Source organism: Umezawaea endophytica (assembly GCF_025061645.1).
Classification (GTDB): Bacteria; Actinomycetota; Actinomycetes; order Mycobacteriales; family Pseudonocardiaceae; genus Umezawaea; species Umezawaea endophytica.
Map to the genome: position 1 here is coordinate 64,560 of NZ_JANYMP010000001.1, position 24,007 is coordinate 88,566.

The following is a 24,007-nucleotide window of genomic DNA, read 5'->3' on the forward strand; positions in this document are numbered from 1 at the left end:
CTCCACATCGGACAAATCACCGGGATCAGGGGCTCGGCACGGCCAGTCGGGTCCGCAGTTCCCTCAGCGCCGCGACGTCCCGGCCGCACTCCGCGGGCAGGGCGCGGACCAGGATGTCGATGTGCTCGCCGACGGTGGCCCGGTCGCGGCGGCTCGACCGGGCGAAGGCCTTCGCGTACGCCCTGGCGATGGTGTCCACCCGGTCCGGCAGCGCGCCGCCGATCAGGGCTTCGGCGAGGGCCGCGTCCGGTTCCGTCACCTGGGCCCAGAAGTCCGCCCGCTTGGCGGCCGCGGCGGATTCCCGCGACCCCTCGATCAGCCTGCGCGCCCTGGCCTCGTCCAACGGGTGCCGCGAGCAGCGCTTGGCGACCAGCCAGCCCAGCACGACCTCGTTGAGCGCCGGGTAGAAGTCGATGGCACCGGTCCGCTCGCCGTGCAGTTCCACGGCCCGGCCGTAGGCGTCGCGCGCGGCGACCAGCGCGGCCGTGAGGTCGTCCTGCCGGTCCAGCGGGACGCACTGCGCGCGCCTGCGGGCCACGCCGCCCAGCAGCGAGTACCGCTCCGGGGTCTCGCCGAGCTGGATGAGCAGGGTCGCCGACTGCTCGGCCTCGGCCAGCAGGTCGGCCGCCGCCGGTCCCGGCTCGTCGGGGTGCAGACCCCGTTCCACCGCCCACTTCGCCTGCACGTTGACGAGCTGTTCGAGGCTCTTCACCGAACCACCGGCGTCCCACTCGCGGCGGACCTCCTCGTAGCAGTCCACGGCCTCGCGGTAGCGCGCCAGCAGCATCCACACGTCACCGGTGCGCGCGAGTTCCTGCCCCCGCAACCAGTCCGCGGGCACGGCGGCGAGCAGCGCCAGCAGCTCGTCGGCCAGCGCGTCCACCTCGTCGTCCCGGCAGCCCGCCGCGCGCCGCTTGAGGTCTCCCAGTCGGTCGGCCAGCTCGCGGCGGGCCACCGGGCGTTCCAGCGCGGGGTTGTGGCGGTTCGCCGGGTCCAGCCGGAACGCGGGCGGCCCGTACACCTGGTAGGCACCCCACGTGTTGGTGGCCGAGAAGTCCCGGTACACGCGCTTGCGGGCTTCGAGGCTGGCGATGCCGAGGTCCCGGCCCCCGAGCAGTTCCCGGTACAGGGCGTCGGCGAACGCCTCGGCCGCCGCGTCGTCCACCGCCCAGCCCGCGGCGATCACCGCGCGCACCCCGTTCTCCACGAGCTGCCGCGAGATGCTCGACGCGAGGTGGTCGGCCCGCAGCGGCGCGCCCGCCTGCCCCATCGCGCCGAGGTGGCAGCAGTTGACGAAGACGAGGTCCGGCGCCGTGCGCATCTTCGCGATCTCCAGCGCTCCCAGGTACGCGTCGTGCCCGATCCGGACACCGCTGCGCGCCGGGTCCGCCGGGTCGTGGTGGCCGTGGCCCGCGACGTGGACGATCCGGTAGTCGCGCCGGAACAGCGCGTTGAGGATGTCGACCACGTCCTCCTCCGCGTCGTCGCCGGGGATGATCGACGTGACCTCGTACCCCATGCCCTGCAACAGGTCCCGCACGTGGCGCGCCTCGCTCCTGGCGCCGGGTAAGCGGGGCAGGCCGGTGCCCGCCGGGTCGCCGACGACCAGCGCGGCGTTGCCGGACGACGGCCGCGTCACCTCGGTGAACGCGCGGGTCTCCAGCCTGCGCACCAGGCCGACCTGCACGGCGAGCGGCAGGACGCCCTCGTCCTCGGTCCGGGTGGCGAGCAGTTCCAGCGGCAGGACACCCGCCTGCTCGTCGACGACCACCATCAGGTGCTCGCTCCCGTACCCCTGGCCCTTGAGCCCGTTGGGGACCAGCAGCTCGTAGAGGGTGTTGAAGAGCTGGGCGTCCGGGTTGACGTCCGCGACCGCCTCGGCCACCAGCTCGTCGAGCAGCCTGCGCTGGCTCGTGGTCACCCGCTGCTCGGCGCGGGCGTGCCTGCCGATGCTGGTGAACGACAGCTCGACCAGCTCGTCCCGCACGGCGACGTGGTCGTCCGGGTCCGCGGCGACGATGCGGACGGTCCGCCACATGTCGTCGTGGTAGTCCGGCCTTGGCAGGCCGTGCTCGCCGTCGCGACCTTCGAGCATGAGCCGCTCGACGACGACCTCGCCCGGCAGGGAGCGCGCGAGCTGGATCGCCGCCTTGGTCGCCTGGATCGCGCGCTCCTCGTACAGCTCGACGATCTTCAGCTCCTCCACGAACACCCTGGCGCGCAGGTCGTGCAGCCGCCGGTTGGCCTGCCGGACGGCGGTCACGATCGCGGTGAGCGAGTTCTCCACGGGCATCGGCGGCACCAGCGCGGTCCCGATCAGCACCGCCGAGATCGACAGCGGCGGTGGCGGCACGTCCGGGTCCGCCCGGTCCTCGTGCACCGCGGCCAGGCGCAGGACGCCCTGGATGACGCCCGCGGTCAACGCGCCGGGGGTGAGGTCGCCCGCGTCGCCGACGCCGATGACCACCGCGGCGGGTCCCGCGGCGTCCGCGAAGACCTCGCACGTGCCGAGCGGGCCGGGGAACTGCCTCATGTCCAGCCGTCGTTCGAAAGCGCCGTTCAGCAGGGTGTCGACGGCCTTCTCCGCGCCACCGATGGACGTCCCGTCCTGGTGGCCGACCAGGACGGGCCCGGTCACCGAGTCGAGGTGGCCGTGCACCACCGCGACGCGCAGGACCTGGCGGGCGGTGGACCGGCCACCGCCCCACGCCATCCGGACGACCTCCTCGTCGGTGGGCAGCAACAACCGTCCGCGCGGATCGGCGAGGCGCGTCTCGCGGGTCGACCCGGCGGGCGGCGAGGTCAGCATCCTGGCCGGGGTCCGGCCCGCCAGCAGTTCCAGCACCACCTCCGCGACGTCCGGGTCGGCGGGCAGGTCCGCGTGCGGGACGAGCGCGTACCAGGTGACCGGCCCGCGCACCCGGCGGTTGTCGTGCGGCGCGAAGCCGTCGCCGTCCGAGGAGACGGTGAAACCCCCGTCACTGCTCCGGCCGGACACGGTCTGGTCCGCGGTGCCGTGGACCGCGCTGATGCCGCTCCAGTCGGCGGGCAGCAGCGCGGCCCGTTCCGCCGCCGCGGCGGGCAGCAGCGCCGTCAGCGTCGGCCAGCCCGCCAGCCACCCGCCGACCTCCTCCGCGCTCGCCTCGCCGTCCAGCAGGGCGATGGCCGCGCTCAGCTCGTCCCGGCCCGCGAGCCGGGCCTCCACGAGGTGGCTGCCGTCCAGCGGCGGGCCGAGCAGCACCGCACGTCCACCGGCCGCGCGCCACGCCGCGTGCAGCCCGTCGACCTTCAGCGCGCCCAGCACGACGAACGCGCCCGCGCCGTGCGCGACGAGGTGCGGCGACTCACCGCTCTCGACGCGGGCGCGGAGGTGCTTCGCGAGCCGGGCCGCCGACTGCTCGAAGCTCACGCGGGGGTTGTACGGGAACGGCACGACCCGGTGCCGCTCCCCCAGCGCCCTCTCCAGCGGCGCGTAGGCCGGGACGAGGTCGTCCGGCCGGGTCTGCCCGGTCAGCACCTTCTCCGCGCGCAGGCTCACCAGCCGCGACACGTCCGGCCACGTCGGCAGGCCGCCCTGGTTCAGCGCGCACCCGAACACGTCGGGCACCAGCAGCACCTCCCCGCGGGCCATCACGTCGACGCCGTCCCGACGGGAGCGGGGCGCGGGCGCGGCGCGGGGCTCGAACCCCTCGACCACCTCCCCCGGCTTCGCCGCCAGCCACGCCCTCATCGCGCGCCTGCTGTCGGCGTTGGCGAAGTACGCGCCGTGGTTGACGTCCCCGCCCCGGAACGACCTGGTGCGCGGCGTGGTCCGCGTGGCACCGCCGGACATCGACGACGTCGGCACGACGTAGTCGTGGTCCTCCCGGTAGAAGAGGTCCGCGCCGAGGACCAGCAGCCGTCGGGCGATGCCCGCCCCCTGGACGTCACCCGCGATGGAGCCGAGCCCGTCGTCGAGCGACTGCGCGGACAGCAGCATGCGCAGGAACGGGGACTCGGGCATCTGGGCTTCGAGGCCCGGCACGATCCGCGGGTCCGTGCGCTGTTCGAGGAACGTCAGGAGGAACTTCTTGACCAGAGCGGCGATCCCGCTCTCCCGCAGCACCGGGACGAGGCTGAACACGTTGAACAGGAACGAGGCCCACAGGTCGACGCGGTGCGACGCGAGCGTGGTCCCCCTGGCGGGGCAGGCGACCCGGACGAAGCGCTCCACGCTGACGCCGCGGTCGACGAGCAGGTCGCGGAGTTGGGGCAGCGCCTCGCGGTCGGGGTGGCCGTCGGGGTACGTGTCCAGGTTGGGCCGGTGCTTCGCGGCGTAGCTCAGCGCCTCCCCGACGAGCCCGCCGCGGGAGTGGCTGACCAGGTGCAGCCGGGAGCCCTCCGGCAGGTGGGCGGCGGCCTGGAGGGCGTTCTGCGCGGGCGTCAGTCCGAGCGTGGCGTGCTCGACCGCCAGGATCCTGCCGCGGTAGCGGCTCGCGACGTCCCTCCACTCCGCCGTGTCGCGCAGCGCCGTGAAGGCGCCCTCGGTGTGCGAGAACGTGCCGTGCAGCAGCACCAGGTACGGGTCGTCGCTCGGCGGTGGCGCGGTCTTGACCGGGCCCGTCCTCGACAGCCGCAGGTCCTCGCCGATCTGGTACACCCCACGGGGTTTCGCCTTGCGCCGCCAGACCGCCTCGGGCACGTGGTCGCCCGCGGACACCGGCTCGTCGATCCAGTCGACCACCTTGCGCATCGCGGCCTTCGCCGCCTCGTCGAACAGCGGGCGGGCGGCGAGGCCCACGGCCGAGCTGATGAGGCCGGAGCGGTCGACCTGCGCGCCGACGGCCGTGTCGACGACGCGGACCGCCTCCCGGATGCCCGGCGGCACCGAGACGGCCATCCGCCGGATGGCCGCGGGCCGTGATCCGGCACCCCTCGTGGTGGTCTCGAGGTAGTCGGTCAGGTCGGCGCCGCCCGCGCGCTCCACCAGACCCCCGGCCCGGTGGAAGATCACCACGCCGTCGACGTCCTCGACCTCGACGACGTCGGAGTCCTCGCCCTCGAGCGCGACCGGCCCGGTGTCACCGCGGCTCACCCCGGCGAGCCGGACCTCGCCCCTGACCTCGTACTGGACGTCGTCGCCGTACAGTTCGGCGAAGTCGTCCCGGTCCGACCGCTCCGCGGCCCCCTTGCCGCGGACGGTGAACTCGACGGCCATGACGACTGCCCTCCTGCCCCGGTCCGCCCGGCACCGTCAGGCGGGCCTGATGTCCCTGGAGTCGCGGGAACGGGTGATCCGTTAACAGGCGGGCCGCTCTTGAACGGGTGAATCACCGGGAGTCACCGTTGACCACTCATCGTAGTCGACGGCCGGAGAGGGCCACCACCGCCACGACCAGCCCGATCCCCAGTGCCGCCAGCAGTGGCGCGGGCGGGCCGAGCGGCGTCCCGTCCTCGGCGCGCAGGGCACCCGCGAGGTCGAGCACCGGCAGCCCGCTGACCCCCGCGTACCAGACGGGGACGTACCCGGCCTGGAACACGCGGTGGGTGCGGCTCAGCGAACCGAGGGAGAACGCCAGTGCCGGGATGAACAGCACCGCGGCCACCCACGCCGCCACACCGGCGGGATCACCCGCCACGACCATCCGGATCGCCGCCGCCGCACCGGTTCCCGCGGTGAGCAGGACACCGGCCAGCCACTCCGCGACCGCCCGCCACCGGACCGAGGGGTAGGGCGCCAGGATGGACTGGACGTCGCACTCGTACCGCTGGGTGCCGAGCCGCGACCACAGCAGCACCGGCCAGATCCACGCCGCGGGCAGCAGGACCCTGCTCACCCCGGCGATCGGCACGACGACGGTGACCGCGGCGACCAGCGCCAGGCCGATCCACCACCACCGGGACACGCCCTGGAGCAGGACGCGCACCTCACCGACCAGCAGCCTGGGGAACGCCGACAGCGCGCTTCCCCGCCGCACCACCGTCTTCAGCCCACCGCGGACGTAGAACGCACCGGACTCGGCGGGCACGGGCACGGCGTCGGGCGCCTCCGGGACGACACCGCCGTCCAGCGCCGGGTCGAAGCGGGTGAACCACACCGCGGGCAGCAGCGCGAGCGCCACCACGACCCCCATCACCAGGAGGCGGGAGAGCAGGAACCCCGCGCCGGGCGTGAAACCCGACCACTCGAACGGCGTGAGCGGCGCGTCCAGCGCGGTGAGCCCGAGGCTGAACTCGCCGCCGGTGACGTCCAGGCCCTTGGCGGCCATGTCCGCGCCAAGCGACTCCACCACGTCGCTCACGCCGAGCCCGCCCAGCGGCGCCGACGGGCTCTGGCCGCCGAGCGCCAGCACCATCCAGCAGAAGAACCAGATCACGTTGCCCGAGCCCGTCTTCAGGACCGGGGTCAGCTCCCAGAACAGCGCGGCGGACGCGGTCAGCACGACGGCGGGGAAGGCCACCACCGCGAACGGCAGCAGCAGCGCCCCGAGGTCGACCGACGTGGACTCGCCGCGGGCCACCTGCATCACCAACGCGGTCCCGGCCAGCACGACCAGCATCGACGTCAGCACGAGCACGTTGCCGAGCAGCTTGGCCACGAGGTAAACGGGTGTGCGCAGCGGCGTGGACGCCAGCAGCAGCCCGACGTTGGTGCGCTCGTCGCGGGCGATCGTGTTGCGCACGACGTAAAAACCGCCCAGCATCAACCAGAGCGTGCTCGCCAGCGCCGTCGCCATGCCGACGTACGCGCTGGTGTACAGGCCGCGGTAGGGGCCGAGTTGCATGATCGCCCACCGCGAGTCCGACGCGGGCACGGCGAGGTAGCCCAGCAGGGCGGCCGCCAGCAGCGTCGCCGCGTAAGCGGGTCTGCGCACCCGGTCGCGGAAGTCGCCCAGCACCAGCGCGATCACCGGCCCACCGCCACGGACCTGCCGATGATGCCCAGGTACGCGTCCTCCAGGTCCGGAGCCACCGGTACGGCGTCCGCGGACGGCCGGGTCGGCGACAACATCCGCAGCCGGACACCCGTCGTGGTGCGGACCATCCGGCTCACGGTGTGCACGGCCCGCACCGCGGCGACCTCCGAGTAGGGCACGGTGGCTTCCCAGACCTGGCCGTCGACGTCGCGCAGCAGGTCCTCCGGCGCGCCGCGGCGCAGCAACCTGCCCCTGGCCACCACCACGACGTCGGCGGCCACCGAGTCGACGTCGGAGACGATGTGCGTGGACAGCAGCACCACGCGGTCGACGGACAGGTCGCTGAGCAGGGTGCGGAACCGCACCCGCTCCTCGGGGTCCAGCCCGGCGGTCGGCTCGTCGACGATGATCACCTTCGGGTCGCCGAGCAGGGCCTGCGCGATGCCGACCCGGCGCACCATGCCGCCGGAGTACTTGCCCAGTGGGCGTTCGAGCGCCTCGGTGAGGTTGACGAGCTGGATCAGCTCGTCGACGCGAGCCCTGGCGGACCGGACGGACAAGCCCTTGGCGGCGGCCAGGTACGCGAGGAACTCGCGGGCGGTCAGGTTCGGGTAGACGCCGAAGTCCTGCGGCAGGTAGCCGAGCGCTTCGCGCAGCGGGTTGGGGTGGGCCACGGCGTCCCTGCCCTGGAACAGGACCTGCCCGGACGTGGGGCGGGTGACGGTGGCGGCGATCCGCATCAGCGAGGACTTGCCAGCGCCGTTGGGGCCGAGCAGGCCGATCAGGCCCGGCTGGAGGTCGAGGGTGATGCCCTCCACCGCGCGCTTGCCGCCGCGGTAGACCTTGGTGACGTCGACGAGTTGCAGCACGGCCCTACCCCGCCTTCCGCACGGTGGCGCGGCCTTCGCCCGTGCGCACGGTCCGGGTGCCCGCCGGGTCGTCGGCGACGGGTCGCGCGACCCGGCAGGTCTCGGGACCGGTGGGCAGCACGCCGTGGTCCAGCGCCGGCGTCACGGCTTTGCCCGCGAGCGTGCGATCGACACCGACCGAGCCCCTGCCGATCACCACTCGGGCGTCGATGACGAGCTTCTCCGCGGTGAAGTCGAACGACCGGGTCTCGGGCGTCCCGGTCAGGGTGGTCGCGGTAGTCCTCTGTGATGGCACTGCGGCTCCGGAAGTCGGCGGTAGGTCGGCTTCCCCAGCTTCCGGTCGCGGCGCGGGACGGACATCTCCCGTTCGGCAGAGATCGGCGGTCGGATCACCGCGCCGGGAACACGGCGGCCACCCGCCACCCCGACCCGTGCGGACCGGCGTCCAGCGCGCCCCCGGCCGCCTCGACGCGCTCGCGCAACCCGACCAGCCCGCTGCCGCCGCTCGCACGGGTGGTGCCCCGCGCGCCGCCGCCGTCGACGACCGAGACCACGACCCCGCGCCCCGGCGCGAAGTCCACCTCCACCGCCACGGAGGGCGCGCCCGCCGCGTGCCTGCGGACGTTCGTCAACGCCTCCAGCACCACCGCGTACGCCGTCTCGTCCGCGACCGGGCCGAGCCTGCCCACCGCGGCGTCCGCCAGTTCGCAGCGGACGGCCGACCCGCTGAACCGGCCCACCAGTTCGGGCACGTCGCGCACCCCGACGGTGTCCGCCCGCGAGCCGTCGCGCATGGCCGCGACCGCGCGGTCCATCGAGTCGAGCGCCCTCAACCCCGCCTCCTCGATCCGCGCGAACGCCGCCTTCGCCTCGGCCTCGTCGAACTCCACGAACCGCGCCGCCTGCACCTCCACGACGATCCCGGTCACCTCGTGCGCGACGAAGTCGTGCAGCAGCTCGGCGATCTCCAGCCGCTGCCGCACCCGAGCCTCCACCAGCCGCGAGTCGAGGCCCCGCAGGTAGACCCCGACGCCGATCGCCACGACCAGCGGGAACGACACCAGCAGCAGTCCGAGCACCGACGCGTCCCAGCGCGGCGGCGACTCGTGCAGGGTGAACCTCAACGGCAGCGCCATGGCCGCCACCACGGCGAGCGCCGTGACCGCGACGACCCGCCCGGACGAGACCACCCGCACCGCCCGCCCGAGCAGGACCAGCAGGCCCGCGAACTCGAAGGGCATCCACAGCAGCGCCATCCTGGGTTCGCCCCCGTGGAGCACGTCGACCAGCAACGACAGCCCGGACACCAGCACGACCACGGCGGCGGGACCGACCCGACCGACGGGCCAGCGCCACGTCGCCGCCAGCACCACGACGGTGGCGGCCACGGCGAGCACGAGCGTCCCCGGCGGCGCGGCGGCCACCGGGGCGAGCAGGAGGAAGGCCACCAACACCGGCCAGACGGCCCGACCGCGGGGTACACGCATGCGAAAAAGCCTACGCACGAACGACACAGGAGATCAGCGAAACCCGGTCAGTCCACTGAGGACGGTCCTTGGCGGTCGGCCCGGAGGGGCCTCGTCCGGCCGCGGTGGACATGACCGACCGCGAAGGCGCCTGCCGGGCACCAGGTCGGCCAGGGCCGCCATGTCCACCGGCCTCGGCCAGCCACCAGGCCGCGAGGGCCACCACACCCAATGGCCCGGCCGAGCAGCGGGTCGTACCGAGCACGCCGTCGAGGCACCCGCGCCGCTCGACCGCTCGCCCGCGGTCCGCTGTCACTCAGGACGGCAGCCGCGTCGAGTAGCCCATCTCGTGAGCCCACACGGCGATCCCGACGCGGTTGCGCACGCCGAGCTTGCGCTGGATCGCCGCCACGTGCGTCTTCACCGTTCCCGCGCCGATGAACAGCTCAGCCCCGATGTCCGCGTTCGTCCGCCCCTCGGCCACCTTGCCCGCCACCTCGATCTCCCGCTCGGTCAACGGCTCCGCGAGCACCCGCGTCTCACGCTTGGCGTCCACGACCTGCCGCAGCAGCCGCACGGTGATCGACGGACTGATCAGGCTGTCACCGTTGTGCGCGGCCCGCACCGCCTCGACCAGCAACGACGGCCCCGCCCGCTTGAGCAGGAACCCGGACGCCCCGTACCGCAACGCCGGGTACACGTACTCGTCCAGGTCGAACGTCGTCACGACGACCACCTTGACCGGCACCACCGCCTCAGGCCCGGCAAGCCTGCGCGTCACCTCCAGCCCGTCCAACCCCGGCATCCGCACGTCGAGCAACGCCACGTCCGGCCGAAACCGCTCAGCCAACTCCACCGCCGCGACACCGTCCGCGGCCTCGCAGACGACCTCCAGGTCGGCCTGACTGTCCAGGACCCGACGCATACCGCGCCGAACCATCTCCTGGTCGTCGGCGATGAGCACCCGGATCGTCACAACGGAAGATCATCCCACACGAACCACGACACCGACGTCCTCCGCCAGGACCACGGCTGGCACCGGCACCGCCTCAACTGGTCGCGTCGGCCAGTGGTTGGGGGCACTCGCCGCCGGGCGTGGTGAGCAGTTCGAAGTGCCACATCTCGTTCGCGTACGCCTGGCAGAGGCCGTAGGCCGCGCCGTGGCGGATCAGCCAGTCGTCCGCGTTGGTCGGGCCGATGTCGATCGCCTTGCCCACCACGTGCTTCGACTTCTCCGGTGTGCTCACGAACCGCCGCGCCTCCTGGAGGCTCCCGTACGTGACGACCGCCTGGTCGAGCAGGCGCCGCTGGTACGCCTCGCTCCGCCAGCCCGACGTCACCCGCAGTTCCACACCCGCCAGGCGAGCGTCCACGTCGGCCTTCCGCACCGCCTCCAGCAGCGCCGGGTCGAGGCCGCGGAGGGCGTCGTGGTCGGTGTCGGACAGCGAGATGCTGCTGTTCTCCGGGATGCTGCCGTCGCCTGCCGGGCGGCCGGGCGGGGGTTCGCGCTGGGCGCAGGCCGCCAGGGTGACGAGCAGCGCGGCGGCGAACGCGGGTCGCCTGGCACCGTCCACAATTCCACGTGTCGTGGCCAAACCCTGTCTCCTCACGGTGGTGCCGAAGCCGGACACCCCCGACACTGCCGGTGGGATGTCCGCGTCCCGCGCCCGTTGTGCAACAACTGGTCGACGGGACGTCACGGCACCGGAACGAAGTACCGGTCGACGACGATGGAAGAGGTAGAGCCCGTGGCGCGGAGGCCGCGCGGGCGATCGTGATCGAGGGGGCGAGGGACCATCATCTTCCTCAGCTACACCCGAGCCGACGAGGCACTCGTCCGGGCGCTCAGGGAGGACTTCGAGCGCCTGGGCTGGCAGGTCTGGATGGACCGCGAGATCCACGGCGGGGAGCAGTGGTGGCGCGAGATCATCCGGACGATCCAGGAGGCGGACGTCTTCGTGTTCGCGCTGTCGCAGGACTCGTGGACGTCGCAGCCCTGCCGCGAGGAACTGGACTACGCCCAGCGGTTGGGGCTCCCGGTGCTGCCGGTCCAGGTCGGCTCGGTGGAGAGCGTGCGGATCCCGATCATGGAGACCCAGGGCGTCGACTACCGCGAGCGGACCGCCAACGCCGCGCTGGGGCTGGTGGCCGCGCTCACCGAGCTGACCAGCCGCCCGGTGGTGCGCGCGGACCCGCCGCCGGAGCCGCCCAAGGTGCCCTTCGAGTACCTGTACCGGATCGCCGAGATCCTCGGCCCGACGCCGATCGCGCCCGACCGCCAGGAAGCCGTGATCGTCCAGCTCCGGCGCAAGCTCAAGGAGGAGCGGGACGTGGTGGCCCGCGCGGACATCGTGAAGCTGCTGCGGGAGTTCCGCAGGCGCAAGGAGCTCACGGTCGGCAACTCCGAGGAGATCGACCAGTTGCTGGACGCCGCCGGGGAGACCGAGCAGGAGGACGGGGCGACCCGGCTGCCGCCGACCGACCACTGGCGGCGGAACCTGGTGGCGCAGGGCGCTTCCACCGAAGCACCGCGACCCGACGGCCCGACCCGAGCCGTCGAAACCCCGCGTCCCGGCACCACGACCGAGGCCGTGCCACCGAGCCGCCCGACGCCCCGGAAGCCCCCGCGGACCCCACCACCGCCCGCACCGACGATCGAGGTCACGCGCGAACCCGCGTACGACTGGGGTCGAGCCCAGCACACCAAGGCACCGGCGGAGACCGCGAGTTCGCCCGCGCCACCCCCGTGGACGACCACCGAGCCCGAGACCCCACCGGTCTCGACGCCCCGACCGCCGACGGCGGGCTGGTGGAACGCGCGGAAGGTGAAGGCGGAGGAACCCGACCCGCCACCGCCGACCGACAGCGGGCTCGCGTTCGCGGGTGGTGTGCTCGGCGGACTGGGCATCCCGTTCGGGATCCTCGCGCTGACCGAGCACAACCGCACCGCCACGCAGGTCGCGCTGTCGCTGCTGCTGATCGCGTCGGTGCTGGGGCTGTCACTCGGCCTGGTGGCGGTCAACCGCGGCGAGCGGCGGTCGCAGGTCGCCGCCGCCATCGCCGCCGCGGGCCTGCTCGGCGCCGTCCTCTTCGCGCTGAGCGCGTTCTAGCCCGACCCCTTCACCAGGCCCACGATGGCCGCGAGGGTGAACGCCACGACTCCCAGCGCGAGGGCGATCGGGCCGCCGGGCGCGTCGAAGTCGATCGCCAGCGAGAGCAGCGCGACGACCAGGCCGAGGACGGTCGCCACCGTCAGCACGGCCCGGACGCGCGGTCGCTTGCTCACCGGCTCAGGAGGCGCGGGAGTGGTTCCCTTCCACCACGCCGCCGTCGGCGTGCCGTCGTTCCGCACGGCCACGCGCGGAGGGGTCGGGGTCGCCGGGGTGGTGGTCGGTCCACGGGGCGCGGGGACCGCAGTCGGCGCGGTTCCGGCGACCACGGTCGAGGTGCGCTCCCACCACGGCCTCGCCGCGGGCGCCAGCAGGGCGTCGAGCCCGCCGGTCGCGGTCCACCCCGGTGAGCAGCACCTCTTGAGCCGGGCGGCCAGGTCGTCGATCCCGCCGTCCCGGAGTCCCGACAGGAAGCTCCACGCGGGAGTGGCGAACGGCGGCTGGAAGTCCTGTTGCGCGAACAGCAGGTTCTCCCCCGTGTTCAGCGCTCCGCGCTCCGGGTTCTTCGCCAGCGCCAGCAGCGAGAGGTAGACGACCAGGCCGGGGAACGTGTCCATCCACCGGTCCCAGGCGCGGTTCGCGGGCTGGTAGTTGCGGTGCCCCGTCTCGCTCGGCGGCGCCGACGAGGCGAAGGCGGCGATCCAGGAGCAGTCGAAGTCGACCAGGCGCATGGCGCCGCGGTCGTCGACGAGCACGTTGCCGTGCTGGAGGTCGCCGTGCGCGAAGTCCGCGCGCTGCAAGCGGTTCACCAGTTCCCGCCAGGTCTCGGCGAGCGCGGCCAGCGCGGCGGTGTCCCGCCGCGACACGAGCTCGTCCACGTGCCGGTTGAGGGTGTGCCCCTCCACCCACTGCATCCGCACCACCGGCCAGGTGCGGCCGTTGACCCGGATGCCGTCGTCGATCCACCGGGGCAGCGCGACCGCGCTCAGCAGGTCCCTGGCCACGAAGTGGTCGTGCAGGGCGTTGTAGCGTTGGCCGTTCCCGGCGTCGGCGCGGGTGAAGAACCGCAACGCCTTGGCCTGACCCGATTCCGTCGCCTTGAACACGACCGCGCTCGTGCCGGAGGCGGGCGACGGGATCCCGAACACCGGGTGCACCACCAGTTCCAGCAGCCGCAGCTCGTCGGTGGTGAACACGTCCGGCTGCTGGACGGCCTTCATGTAGTCGTCGAATCCGGGGTAGCGCACTAGAGGCACACCACCAGGTTCTCGGGGCCCGCGGCGCTGATCGACACCCGCATCAGGGTGACGTCGTCGTTGACCATGTCGTTGGCGCGCCTGCGGTCGTCCACCAGCGCGCGGAACCTCTCGGGGTGGTCCAACCCGGCCAGCGTCGTCCACAGCTCGCGCCGGTCGCCCTCCTCCTCCCGCAGCACCCAGTCCGCGAACGCGTCCGTGGCGAGGTAGATCACGTCGCCGTCGAGCAGCACGCCCTCGTCGAACAGCAGCCGGTCGACCACGGCTTCCAGCGCTTTCGGGCCGGTGGGCAGACCGTGGGGGTTGACCCCGAAGCCGTGCGCCGGGATCGGGGGGAAGGTCGCCACGAGTTCGTCGCCGCGCACCTGGAAGAGCACGGTGTCGCCGATCGCCACGGCCGACCAGTGCGGGTGCGGGCCGTCGAGGTCGACGAACTCGCAGCCGAGGAACGTGGCGAACGAGCCGACCGTCTCCAACTTGTACACCTGCATGTCGGTCGCCTGCGCGAGGAGCGGGTCGTGGCGCCAGCGGTCCTGCGTCCGCCGCAGCCACCGGTGGAGGGGTTCGGCGGCCAGGTCGGGGATCTCGTCGAGACCACCGGCTCCCTCCCCGACGAACCCCTCGACCAGCCGCATGGCCCACCGCGTCGAGCCGAAGCCCTGGGTGGCGCCGTCCGCGACCGCGAACCGGGGTCCGCGACCGGTGGCCGGGTCGCCGGGAGCGGCGGCGGCGCCGTCCTCCCATTCCGCCTCGGAGTTGCCGTGCTTCGGCACGGAGAAGACGACCTGCCAGGCGTGCATCGGGGCTCCTAGGCCGACCGGTCCGGAACGCGGGTGCCGACCTGGAGGACGCGCAGCAGCGTGGAGCGGCCGACGTTGAACGCCAGGCCCTTCGCGCCCGCCCGCACGTCGTAGCCGTCGACCCTGGCGTTCTCCACCATCGGCGCGGGCAGCACGCTGCTCAACGCGAACAGGTCGGGGCCGGGCAGCGGGAGCCCACCAGGATCGGACGGGAAGACGATCTCCGGCACCTCCACCGGGGACAGGAAGACGTTGAAGAACAACGCCCGGCCGTCGCGGGTCTCGATGGCGGTCAACCGCTCCACCCACTCCTGGATGGTCGCGCCGTCGTACGGGTTGTCGGTGACCATGCCGTCGGTGATGTTGATGATGATCGGCGGGAAGGAGTCCGGGTGCGCCGCCGCCCAGTCGAAGACGTACCCGCCCGCCACCGCCACGGCCTGGCACATCGGCGTGCGGTAGCCGTGCGCCGGGTCGACCCACACCGGCATCTTGACGTTGACCGGCATCAGGTCGATCGACGGTTCCTGGCGGACCGCCATCGGGTGGGCGGCCAGTTCCGGCAGCGGCACCAGGCCGCGCCCCGCCAGCGGGCCGCCGAACGCGGGCTCCACGCCCTCGCCGCCCGGACCGGTGAGCCGGGCGCCGTAGCTGAACACGCCGACGTCGAAGTAGTGCCGGACCGGCGCGTTGACCTCCGTGGTCGCCTTGACGCACATGTCCAGCAGGATGTTGTTGACCGCCAGCGCGGCGCCGACGGCGAGTGAGTCCCCGGACTTGCCCCAGGGCAGCTTCATCGAGTCCGACCGGTCCAACAGGATGACGACGCATCCAGGGGTCGACCGCGACACCGATTGCCGGTACATGCTTGAGTCCACGCTCCAACCGTTCTCTCTCGATAGCGACCCGCGGGTGCCCGGCTCAACCCGGCGGACGTCCGGTCAGGTTCCGCCGGACCACCACCGCGGGCCACGCCGTGCCGAGCTCCCACTCCCACCGGTGACAGCACTTCGCGTTCCGGCACCGGAACGCGTACCCCCGCTCCACGCGGTGCACGTCCAGTTCGAAACCCGCGCAGTGCGGGCACTGCGCGATCCGCGCCCGTCGCGCGTCGAACTCCTGCCGCCCCGGCATCTCCTTGGGGACGGGAGTGGGCAGGGAATCCCTTTCCCACCAGCCTTGCTTCTCCACCGCGGCCTGCCGCTCCGGCAGCCGCACGGGGTCGCTCCTGCCCGGTGCGGGCGGGAACCCGGCGGTGGCCTGCCGCACGACGGGCGACGGCGCGGCGGCCACCGGCCGCGTGATCCACCCGAGGGCGAACAGGACGCCGAAGAACGCTCCGACCCCGGCGACGAACACCAGCCTCAGCGTCCCGAGTTCCCAGAGCCCGCCGCCCAGCAGTCCCCCGACCCCGGCCGCCACCGCGGTCGAGAACCAGAGGGCGCGGGTCCGCGTCGACACGGTCACCGATCAGCCCTCGTTCCTGATGACGACCAACCTGATCCGTTCACCGTCCGGGGGTTTGGCGACGTTCCAGCACGTGAGTCCGTTCGGTCCGGCGAATTTCGGATCCCGCGGCCTCCACTGCTCCGGAAGTGCCGCGCAGATCGTCATCGGCCACCTCGCGACCATGGGGAGGGAGAATGTCCCGTTCGTGTCGGGCTTGAGATCTTTTCCGGCGCTCCAGCCGAACTGAACGGCCACGTCCCGCAATTCGGCGGTCGGCTTCAGACTGCCGTCGCCCTCCTGCACGGCGAACTCCGCGTCCCACTTCTCGGGGTCCGGGACAACGGTTTCCGTCACCTGCGCCACAGGGGGCTTGACCTGGTCCGGAGCCAGTGCCGCCCCGATCAGGAGCGAGACCGCGAAGGAGACCACCAAGGCGTACACGGGCGCCATGAGTTGACTGCGCGCCCAGTCATTCATCACTGTCCAATGAAACCTCCGAACAACTCGACCACTCACCGGTCCTATCGTCGGCGACCCGTCGGCCGTGTCGCCCGCGACCGGATTTTCACCCGGAATAACCAAGACCTTCGGAGGAGCGGCGAGATACGTCGTCGTTCTGCGCTGTTCGAGTGATGACCGCGGAATTCCCGCGTTCACGTGGAATTCGATCACCCCCCGATTCGGGGCGGCGGCGGACGCGCGGTCCCGGCCCGCCGGCTCGGACTCGCCACCGGTTTCCCGTTCCGGAGCGGCCCACCGGGCGACCGGTCACGACATACTGTGCCGGATTCACGGGGTCGGCACCGGGTCGCGGGCGCCGACCGCGCGGCGACGAGAGGTGAGCGATGGTGGCCACGAGCGCACTAGGTCAGCGGAGCGGCATGGCGCCGGTAGTCCAGGCGCGGGTGGCGCTGTGGACGTTCGTCGTGGTGAACGTGGCGATCGTCGAGGTCCTCTTCGTCACGGCGGGCACCGGCAAGAACGAGGTCCTCGCCGTCGCCAAGTTCTTCGGCCTGCACGCCGCGCTGGTCATGATGTTCCAGCTCCTGCTGGTGGCCCGCCTGCCGTGGCTGGACCGCCGGATCGGCATGGACCGCTTGACGTCGTGGCACCGGTGGGTGGGTTTCGGTCTGCTGTGGACGATCCTCACGCACGCCACCCTCATCGTGCTCGGCTACGCCACCCTGGACGACTCCTCGATGGGGAAGACGTTCCTCGCGCTGGCCGGTGTGCCCGCCTCGCTGCTCGGCATGCTGGCCGCCGCCGTCGTCGTGGTGATCGGCGCCGTCTCGACGCGCGGCGTCCGGCGGCGGCTGCGGTACGAGACGTGGCACGCCCTGCACCTGCTCCTGTACCTGGCCCTCGGCATGGCGTTCGCGCACCAGTTGATCGAGACCACGACGTTCAAGTCGTCGGTGTTCGCGATGGTCTACTGGTGGGCGCTGTGGCTGTTCGCGTTCGGTTCGCTGATCGTCGGCCGGGTCGTGGTGCCGCTGGTGCGCAACTCCCGCCACCAGTTCCGGGTCGCGGCCGTGGTCCCGGAGTCGCCCACCGCGGTCTCGGTGTACGTCACGGGCCGCCACCTGGAACGGCTGCCCGCGCTGGCTGGCCAGTTCTGCGTGTGGCGCTTCCCCGGCCACAACCACTGGTGGTTGGCGAACCCGTTCTCGCTGTCCGCCGCGCCGAACGGCCGCTCGCTGCGGCTGACCGCCAAGGCCGTCGGCTCCACCAGTGCGGGCCTGCGGAACCTCAAGGTCGGGACCCGCGTGTTCCTGGAGGGCCCGTACGGCGCGTTCACGACGCTGCACCGGAGCAAGCCGGGGGTGGTGCTGATCGCGGGCGGCGTGGGTGTCACGCCCGTCCGGTCGCTGCTGGAGGAGCACACGCCGGGCGACTTCGTCGTGCTCTACCGGGTGCGCGACGAGACGGAGGCGGTGCTGCTGACCGAGTTGCGGCAGCTCGTCCACGCCCGCCGCGGTCGGCTGCACCTGCTCACCGGCCGCACCGACCAGGGCGCGCGACCGTTCGAGCCCGCCGCCCTGCACCACCTGGTCCCCGACATCGCCCAGCGCGACGTGTACGTCTGCGGCCCGCCCGCGATGACGGCGGCCGTGCTGACCTCGCTCCGCGCGTTGAAGGTGCCCGGCGGGCAGGTCCACGCCGAGAAGTTCAGCCTGGCCTGACGACCGGGCGACCGGGCCGGGCAACCGAGCCGGTCCGCCGCCCGTCTTCCGGACGTGGAGACAACACCTCGGAAGCCGGTGCTCGCCATCGCGGCGGTCGGCGTCGCCGTCGTCGCGGCGATCGTGCAGTACGCGGCGCCGTCCGTCGTCCCGGTGCTGGAGCGCGGACGGCTCGACACCGGCGAGTGGTGGCGGGTGGTGACACCGCTGCTGGTGCAGACCCTCGGCTGGTACCAGGTCGTGACGAACCTGGTCACGCTGGCGCTGGTCGGGGTGGTCGCCGAACAGCTCTTCGGCCGGTGGCGGTGGGCGGTGCTGTTCGCCGCGGGCGCGATCGGCGGGCAGGTGTTCGCGTACGCGCTGCACGAACCCGGAGGCGGCGACTCGGGCGCCATCTGCGGGCTCGCGGGCGGTGTGCTGATCCGGCTAGCGACCGCGGGTCCCGGCGGGAACCGGTGGGGCCCGGTGGTCGTGGTCGGTTACGTCGCCGCGCTGGCGGGGTGGAGCTTCGCCGGGGTCATCGGCGCGGCGGCGGCCGTCCTGGCCGCGGCCGTCGCGCTGGCGGTCTCGGCGCACCTCTCGCTCATCGGGGCGGTGGTCTGCGCGGCGGTGATAGCGTCGGTGTCCGACCTGCACGGCATCGCGCTGGTGTCCGGGATCGTCGCCGGGGCGGTGCTCACCTCTCTCGAAGCGCGGCGGCCAGCTCACGACGTGACGTGATGCCGAGCTTGCCGAACACCTTGCCCAGGTGCCACTCGACGGTGCGGGGACTGAGGAACAGCGCGGCGCCGATCTCAGGGTTGGTCCGGCCCGCGGCGGCCAGGCGCGCGATCTGGGTCTCCTGCGGGGTGAAGTCCTCGGTCGCCTCGACCGTCCTCTTGCGGACGGTCTCGCCGGTGGCCGCCAGTTCCCGGCCCGCCCGCTCGGCGAAGCCCTCCGCGCCCATCCCGGCGAACGCCTCGTGCGCGGCGCGGAGCTGCTCCCGCGCGTCGGCGCGCCGGTTCTCCCGGCGCAGCCACTCGCCGTAGAGCAGCCGGGCGCGGGCCAGCGGCAGCCCGAGCAGGTCGGTGTCCAGCAGGTCGACCGCTTCGCGGTAGCGGCGCTCGGCCTTGCCGGGAGGACCCGCGAGCGCGTCGGCCACGGCCTGAGCGCCGAGCGCCCAGTCGGTTCCCGCGGCGGCGGTCCGTTCGGCCAGGCGGTCCCGCGCCCAGTCCGCCAGTCCGGTCTCCCCGGTGCGCGTGGCGGCCTCGACCAGCTCCCCCAGCGTCGGGTCGGCCACAGCGAGGTCCTCGTGCCCGATCGCCAGGCGAGCGGCTCGCACGGCAGCCGGGTAGTGGCCGAGTCCGTTGGCCAGCACCGTCCTGGCGTACCCGGCGATGCCGAGCTGCCAGCCCTCGCCGAGCGCCTCGGCGTCCCTGGCGGCGGCGTCGAGCAGCGCCTCCGCTGGCAGGTCCCGGCCGCGGTGGGCCGCCAGGACGAGCGAGGCGAACGGGTGCGGGGGGAGGCCCGTGGTCTGCCCGAGCGCGTCGGCCTCGTCGACCAGGTCCGACGCCTCGGTGAACCGGCCCGCGTAGACCAGGGCGCCCGCGCGGAAGGCCAGTGCCGGTGGCAGGAGCGACAGTGCGCCGGTGCGGCGGGCGACCGCGACCGCCCGCTCGGTGAGCCGGTGCCAGGCGGTGGCGTCCCACACCTCCAGCGCGACGGGCGCGGCCAGCCACAGCAGCCGCAGGTCCTCGTCGGAGGCCACGGCCTCCAGCGCCCGGCGCAGCAGCGGGGCCGCGGCCACGGGCCCGTCCAGGCTCCACGCCGTGAGGCCGGTCAGCAGCGCACCGGTCGCGTCCTCGGCCGCGGGGACGCCCCGTGCGGCCTCGGCCGCCGCGCGCACGTCACCCCCGAGCCTGCCCGCGTGCACGGCGGCGCCGACGGCCGACAGGTACGTCTCCCGCGCGGCGGCCAGGTCCAGGTCCTCCAGCCTGCGCGCGGCCGCGAGCAGCGGCGGACCGGCGTCCCGGCCCCGGTCGAGCGCGAACGCGATCTGGGCGCGCAGCCGTTCCACGCCGGCGCGCCCCAGCGGGTCGAGCGGCCCGAGTTCCGCCGCGGCCAGCAGCTCGGACGCCGCGGCGGGCGAACCCGAGTCGAACCGGGCGCGCGCGGCGGCCAGTGCCCGCACGGCACGGGTCTTGGGGTCCGGGGTCAGTTCGGCGGCGCGTTCCAGGAAGGCCGCCGCGGCGGCTCGGCCACCGCGGGCCAGCGCCCGGTCGGCCGACCGCTCCAGTTCGGCGGCCACGTCCTCGTCCGGGCCGAGCGCGGCGTGCGCCCGGTGCCAGGCGCGGCGGTCGGGGTCCTGCTCCGGGTCGGTGACCGCGGCGAGCGCGCGGTGCACGGCGCGCAGGTCGGCGGCCTCGGCCGACCCGTGGCTCGCCGAGCGGACCAGCGGGTGGCGGAACCGGACCCTGGCGCCGAACTCGACCAGTCCGGCGGCCTCCGCGGCTTCGGCAGCCTCCGGCCCGACGCCCAGCCGGTCGAGCGCGCGCCACAGCAGCGTCACGTCGCCGACCGGTTCGACGGCGGCGGCGAGCAGCAGCAGGCGGGCGTCGTCGCGCAGCGCGGCGACGCGCCGCCGGAACCCCTCCTCGACCCGGCTCACCACCGGTGTCGTGCTCGGGGTGCCGAACCCGAACGCCAGCTCCGCGGACGTGAGCCCGTGCGGCAGTTCGAGCAGCGCGAGCGGGTTGCCGCGGGTCTCGGCGACGATCCGGTCGCGCACGCGGTCGTCGACCGGGCCGGGCAGCACCGAGTCGAGCAGCGCCCGCGCGTCGGCCACCGGCAGCCCGTCGACGCGCAGTTCCGGCAGGCCGGTGAGGATCTCCTCGTCACCGGGGCTGCGCGCGGCGCAGACCAGCGCGACCGACTCGGCGTCCAACCTGCGGGCGACGAACGTGAGGATCACCTCGGACATCCGGTCCAGCCACTGCACGTCGTCCACGACGCAGACCAGCGGCTGGTCCGCCGCGGCCTCGGCCAGCAGCCCGAGCACGGCGAGGCCGACCAGCAGCGCCTCCGGCGGGGTGCCCGAGCTGAGCCCGAACGCGGTGGCGAGCGCGGCCCGCTGCGGTTCGGGCAGTCGGTCCAGGTGGTCCAGCAGCGGCGCGCAGAGGTGTTGCAGCGCGGAGTAGGCGATCTCGGTCTCCGGCTCGACCCCGGCCGCTCGGACCACCCGTCCGGCGCGCGCGTGCCCGGTCAGGTGGTCCAGCAACGCCGACTTGCCCGCACCGGCCTCGCCGCGCAGCACCAGCACGCGGCTCCGGCCCGACCGGACGTCGCGCAGCAGGTCGTCGAGCGCTTCCTGCTCGCGCCGCCTGCCGCGCAGCACCGGGATCCCGTTGTCGCTCCGCACTCGCGGGAGGCTACCCCGGAGCCCGATCTTGAACGACCGGTCTTCAGTCGACCAGCCCGGCCGCACGGGCCATGTGCGCGGCGTACCACGCGGGCCAGTCCACGTCCTCGTGCCCGAGCGCCTTCTCGTGCTCGCCGTGCGCGGCGGCGGCGTCGCGCAGGGCCTGCTCCAGCTCCGCCACCGAGCCGTGGACGATGTGGCTGATCCGGCCGGGCCGCCTCTCGGTGACCTCCTGGAGCACGAACTCGTTGCCGTCCGGGTCCTCGAAGGACAGGAACGAGCCGTAGGACTGCCGGTCCGGGTGGGGTCCGTCGACGCGGGCCACCTCGCCGGCGTGGTGGAACACGCCCTGGGCGTCGTGGAAGATCTCGCTGGTCTTCACGCCCTTGGCGGTGAGGTCGGCCCAGGCCGCGACGATGTCGTCCACGACCAGGTGCACCCCTCGCACCGATCCCGGCGCGGCGTCGGTGACGCCGTCGCCGACGATGATCGACGCCGACGAGCCGGGCGGGGTGAAGTGCACGACCCGGAGGCCGTCGGCGCCGGTGAAGTCGACGTCCTCGCGGAACCCGAGCCTGCCGTAGAACTCCTTGGACCTGTCCACGTCCGAGACCGGCAGAACCACGATCTCGACCTTGTAGTCCACCATTTCCAGCTCCCTTGTGGTCCCCGGTCGCCTTCTCGCTCCCGGTGACCACAGCGTGCGCCCGACGGCGGGTGCCTCGCCCCCGTGACAACCCCCTGCGCACCCCCCGGTGTCGAACGCCGGGGGGTCGACCGGGGTGCGGGCCGGGGTGTCCCACGGGGGTGACGGGCGGCGCGGGCGGGCACCGTCGGTCCCGACACCCTCCGAGCAAACGGGAGCCCCGATGTCCACCCTGTTCCGCGTCCACCTCGTCCGCGGCCTCGTCGCCCTCGCCTGGGCGGCGGCCTTCGCGGCCGTCCACGGCTCGCTCACCGCCGCGTCCGTCGCGCTGTTGGTCGCCTACCCGGTCATCGACGTCGTGGCCTCGCTGTTCGACGTCCGCGAGGACCCCGGCACCCCGGCCCGCACGCTCCAGGTCTTCAGCACCGCGTTGAGCGCCCTGGCGGCCGTCGGCCTCGGCCTCTCCGCCGTCAGCGGCGTCGGCGCCGTGCTGTTCACCTTCGGCGCCTGGGCGATCGTGTCCGGGATCGCCCAGTTCACCTTCGCCGTGCGCCGCCGCGACACCGGGCTCGGCCGCCAGTGGCCGATGCTGGTCGCGGGCGCCCTGTCGGTGATCGCGGGAGCGACCTACCTGCCCGCCGCGCTGGGCCGGGACCCCGGCCTGTCCATGCTCGTGCTCTACACCGCGGCGGGCGGGCTCTTCTTCGTCCTCCAGGCGGCGATCCTGGCGTGGCGGCGGCGCGGGCGTCCCGTCACGGCGTGACGGACGCCGTCCGCTTCCGCAGCAGGAACCCGCTCAGCGGTTCCACGTACTTCGCCACGATCGGCCCGATGATGGCCATCAGCAGCACGTACGCGGTGGCCAGCGCGGCGAGTTCGCCCTCCACGTGCCCGGACGCGACGGCGAGCCCGGCGATCACGATGGAGAACTCGCCGCGCGCGACCAGCGCGGCGCCGGTCCTGGCCCGGCCCATCGCGGCGATGCCCTGCCGCTTGGCGGCCCACCAGCCGGTGGCGATCTTCGTCGCCGTGGTGATCACGGCCAGCGCGGCGGCGACCCCCAGCACCGGCGGGATGCTCTTCGGGTCGGTGTTGAGGCCGAACACGACGAAGAACATCGCGGCGAACAGGTCGCGCAGCGGTTCGAGCATGCGGGTCGCGTTCTCCGCCGTGGAGCCGGAGATGGCGATGCCGAGCAGGAACGCGCCGACCGCCGCGGACACCTGGAGCTGCGAGGCGATGCCCGCGACCAGCAGCGCCGAGCCGAGCAGCTTGAGCAGGAACACCTCGTGGTCGGGACTGTCCACGATGGCCGAGATGAACCGGCCGTACTTCAGCGCCACCACGAGCACGATGGTGACCGCCAGCAGCGAGATGCCCACCGACGTCAGGCCGCCGAGGAAGCTCGCGCCCGCCAGCACGGCGGTCAGCACGGGCAGGTAGACCGCCATCGCCAGGTCCTCGAACACCAGCACCGAGAGGATCACCGGCGTCTCGCGGTTGCCGAGGCGGCCGAGGTCGCCCAGCACCTTGGCGATGATGCCCGACGACGAGATGTAGGTGACGCCCGCCATCGCCAGCGCCCCCACCGGCCCCCAGCCGAGCAGGAGCGCGGCGATGGCGCCCGGCGCGGCGTTGAGCACGATGTCGAGCACGCCCGCCATCCACGACTTGCGCAGACCGGTGGTGAGTTCCGACGCCGAGTACTCCAGGCCCAGCAGCAACAGCAGCAGCACCACGCCGATCTCGCTGGCGAGGTGGGCGAACTCCTCGATGCCGTGCAGCGGGATCAGCCCGCCGGAGCCGAACGCGAGGCCTCCGACGAGGTAGAGCGGGATGGGCGAGATCCCGAACCGCCAGGCGACCCGGCCGAGCAGGCCGAGCCCGAAGAAGACCGCACCCAGTTGGATCAGCGCGATCGTGGTTTCCGGCACG

At 73.4% G+C, this 24,007-nt stretch carries 19 protein-coding genes; 4 read left to right on the plus strand and 15 right to left on the minus strand.

The genetic code is table 11. The features are described from left to right. Window positions 1-25 precede the first annotated feature (25 nt). The 7 genes from NZH93_RS00295 to NZH93_RS00325 form a co-directional block, all read right to left on the minus strand. Entirely contained in the window at window positions 26-5,197 is a 5,172-nt protein-coding gene (locus NZH93_RS00295) for a DUF7379 domain-containing protein (protein ID WP_259620802.1), read from the minus strand. 136 nt (window positions 5,198-5,333) lie between these two features. Then, window positions 5,334-6,890 (minus strand): ABC transporter permease, encoded by a 1,557-nt coding sequence (locus tag NZH93_RS00300; protein WP_259620803.1) that lies wholly within the window; start codon window positions 6,888-6,890, stop codon window positions 5,334-5,336. Beyond that, on the minus strand, window positions 6,887-7,765 hold the full coding sequence (locus tag NZH93_RS00305) for an ABC transporter ATP-binding protein (protein ID WP_259620804.1): 879 nt from the start codon (window positions 7,763-7,765) through the stop codon (window positions 6,887-6,889). Before NZH93_RS00305 ends, NZH93_RS00300 begins: the two co-directional genes overlap by 4 nt. 4 nt (window positions 7,766-7,769) lie before the next feature. Then, window positions 7,770-8,060, minus strand: coding sequence for a hypothetical protein (locus tag NZH93_RS00310; protein WP_259620805.1), 291 nt, complete (start codon window positions 8,058-8,060; stop codon window positions 7,770-7,772). Window positions 8,061-8,154: 94 nt separating this feature from the next. Then, window positions 8,155-9,252, minus strand: a complete 1,098-nt coding sequence (locus NZH93_RS00315) for a sensor histidine kinase (RefSeq protein ID WP_259620806.1) — start codon at window positions 9,250-9,252, stop codon at window positions 8,155-8,157. Between the two features lie 295 nt (window positions 9,253-9,547). Further along, entirely contained in the window at window positions 9,548-10,171 is a 624-nt protein-coding gene (locus NZH93_RS00320; RefSeq protein WP_259621422.1) for a response regulator, read from the minus strand. A gap of 109 nt (window positions 10,172-10,280) precedes the next feature. Continuing rightward, the gene (locus NZH93_RS00325; protein ID WP_259620807.1) at window positions 10,281-10,826 is read right to left on the minus strand and encodes a M15 family metallopeptidase; all 546 of its coding nucleotides are present in this window, start codon (window positions 10,824-10,826) and stop codon (window positions 10,281-10,283) included. A 204-nt stretch (window positions 10,827-11,030) separates the two neighbouring features. Between NZH93_RS00325 and NZH93_RS00330 the strand changes: the two genes are divergently transcribed. Continuing rightward, window positions 11,031-12,341: a toll/interleukin-1 receptor domain-containing protein gene (locus tag NZH93_RS00330; RefSeq protein WP_259621423.1), complete on the plus strand. Its 1,311-nt coding sequence runs from the start codon at window positions 11,031-11,033 to the stop codon at window positions 12,339-12,341. Here NZH93_RS00330 and NZH93_RS00335 read toward each other — a convergent pair. Genes NZH93_RS00335 through NZH93_RS00355 form a run of 5 tightly spaced genes read right to left on the minus strand, consistent with a single transcriptional unit; the run spans window position 12,338 to window position 16,518 of the window. Continuing rightward, complete coding sequence (locus NZH93_RS00335; protein ID WP_259620808.1) at window positions 12,338-13,597, minus strand: phosphotransferase; 1,260 nt, start codon at window positions 13,595-13,597, stop codon at window positions 12,338-12,340. The two genes, NZH93_RS00330 and NZH93_RS00335, sit on opposite strands and share 4 nt — an antisense overlap. Continuing rightward, the gene (locus tag NZH93_RS00340; protein WP_259620809.1) at window positions 13,588-14,397 is read right to left on the minus strand and encodes a hypothetical protein; all 810 of its coding nucleotides are present in this window, start codon (window positions 14,395-14,397) and stop codon (window positions 13,588-13,590) included. The genes NZH93_RS00335 and NZH93_RS00340 overlap by 10 nt, the downstream gene beginning before the upstream one ends. 8 nt (window positions 14,398-14,405) lie before the next feature. Then, entirely contained in the window at window positions 14,406-15,263 is an 858-nt protein-coding gene (locus NZH93_RS00345) for a hypothetical protein (RefSeq protein WP_259620810.1), read from the minus strand. Window positions 15,264-15,318: 55 nt separating this feature from the next. Beyond that, window positions 15,319-15,864: a hypothetical protein gene (locus NZH93_RS00350; protein ID WP_259620811.1), complete on the minus strand. Its 546-nt coding sequence runs from the start codon at window positions 15,862-15,864 to the stop codon at window positions 15,319-15,321. 3 nt (window positions 15,865-15,867) lie between these two features. Beyond that, on the minus strand, window positions 15,868-16,518 hold the full coding sequence (locus tag NZH93_RS00355) for a hypothetical protein (RefSeq protein WP_259620812.1): 651 nt from the start codon (window positions 16,516-16,518) through the stop codon (window positions 15,868-15,870). 209 nt (window positions 16,519-16,727) lie between these two features. On the opposite strand from NZH93_RS00355, the gene NZH93_RS00360 reads away from it, so the two are divergent. Both NZH93_RS00360 and NZH93_RS00365 read left to right on the plus strand, forming a co-directional pair. Further along, window positions 16,728-18,029 carry a ferredoxin reductase family protein gene (locus tag NZH93_RS00360; protein ID WP_259620813.1) on the plus strand — a complete coding sequence of 434 codons (1,302 nt, stop codon included), beginning with the start codon at window positions 16,728-16,730 and terminating at the stop codon, window positions 18,027-18,029. Between the two features lie 54 nt (window positions 18,030-18,083). Beyond that, window positions 18,084-18,749, plus strand: coding sequence for a rhomboid family intramembrane serine protease (locus NZH93_RS00365; protein ID WP_259620814.1), 666 nt, complete (start codon window positions 18,084-18,086; stop codon window positions 18,747-18,749). Here NZH93_RS00365 and NZH93_RS00370 read toward each other — a convergent pair. Both NZH93_RS00370 and NZH93_RS00375 read right to left on the minus strand, forming a co-directional pair. Further along, entirely contained in the window at window positions 18,706-21,426 is a 2,721-nt protein-coding gene (locus tag NZH93_RS00370) for a helix-turn-helix transcriptional regulator (RefSeq protein WP_259620815.1), read from the minus strand. The two genes, NZH93_RS00365 and NZH93_RS00370, sit on opposite strands and share 44 nt — an antisense overlap. A gap of 43 nt (window positions 21,427-21,469) precedes the next feature. After that, complete coding sequence (locus tag NZH93_RS00375) at window positions 21,470-22,075, minus strand: VOC family protein (RefSeq protein WP_259620816.1); 606 nt, start codon at window positions 22,073-22,075, stop codon at window positions 21,470-21,472. Window positions 22,076-22,295: 220 nt separating this feature from the next. On the opposite strand from NZH93_RS00375, the gene NZH93_RS00380 reads away from it, so the two are divergent. Further along, the gene (locus tag NZH93_RS00380) at window positions 22,296-22,835 is read left to right on the plus strand and encodes a DUF308 domain-containing protein (RefSeq protein WP_259620817.1); all 540 of its coding nucleotides are present in this window, start codon (window positions 22,296-22,298) and stop codon (window positions 22,833-22,835) included. On the opposite strand, the gene NZH93_RS00385 is transcribed toward NZH93_RS00380, so the two are convergent. Further along, entirely contained in the window at window positions 22,825-24,006 is a 1,182-nt protein-coding gene (locus tag NZH93_RS00385; RefSeq protein ID WP_259620818.1) for a cation:proton antiporter, read from the minus strand. The two genes, NZH93_RS00380 and NZH93_RS00385, sit on opposite strands and share 11 nt — an antisense overlap. Between the last annotated feature and the right edge of the window lies 1 nt (window position 24,007).

Coding starts and splice junctions, on each gene's coding strand:
- NZH93_RS00380 (WP_259620817.1), top strand. CDS start 22,296: ATGTCCACCCTGTTCCGCGTCCACCTCGTCCGCGGCCTCGTCGCCCTC.
- NZH93_RS00345 (WP_259620810.1), bottom strand. CDS start 15,263: ATGTACCGGCAATCGGTGTCGCGGTCGACCCCTGGATGCGTCGTCATC.
- NZH93_RS00295 (WP_259620802.1), bottom strand. CDS start 5,197: ATGGCCGTCGAGTTCACCGTCCGCGGCAAGGGGGCCGCGGAGCGGTCG.
- NZH93_RS00360 (WP_259620813.1), top strand. CDS start 16,728: ATGGCGCCGGTAGTCCAGGCGCGGGTGGCGCTGTGGACGTTCGTCGTG.
- NZH93_RS00340 (WP_259620809.1), bottom strand. CDS start 14,397: ATGCACGCCTGGCAGGTCGTCTTCTCCGTGCCGAAGCACGGCAACTCC.
- NZH93_RS00375 (WP_259620816.1), bottom strand. CDS start 22,075: ATGGTGGACTACAAGGTCGAGATCGTGGTTCTGCCGGTCTCGGACGTG.
- NZH93_RS00315 (WP_259620806.1), bottom strand. CDS start 9,252: ATGCGTGTACCCCGCGGTCGGGCCGTCTGGCCGGTGTTGGTGGCCTTC.
- NZH93_RS00320 (WP_259621422.1), bottom strand. CDS start 10,171: ATGGTTCGGCGCGGTATGCGTCGGGTCCTGGACAGTCAGGCCGACCTG.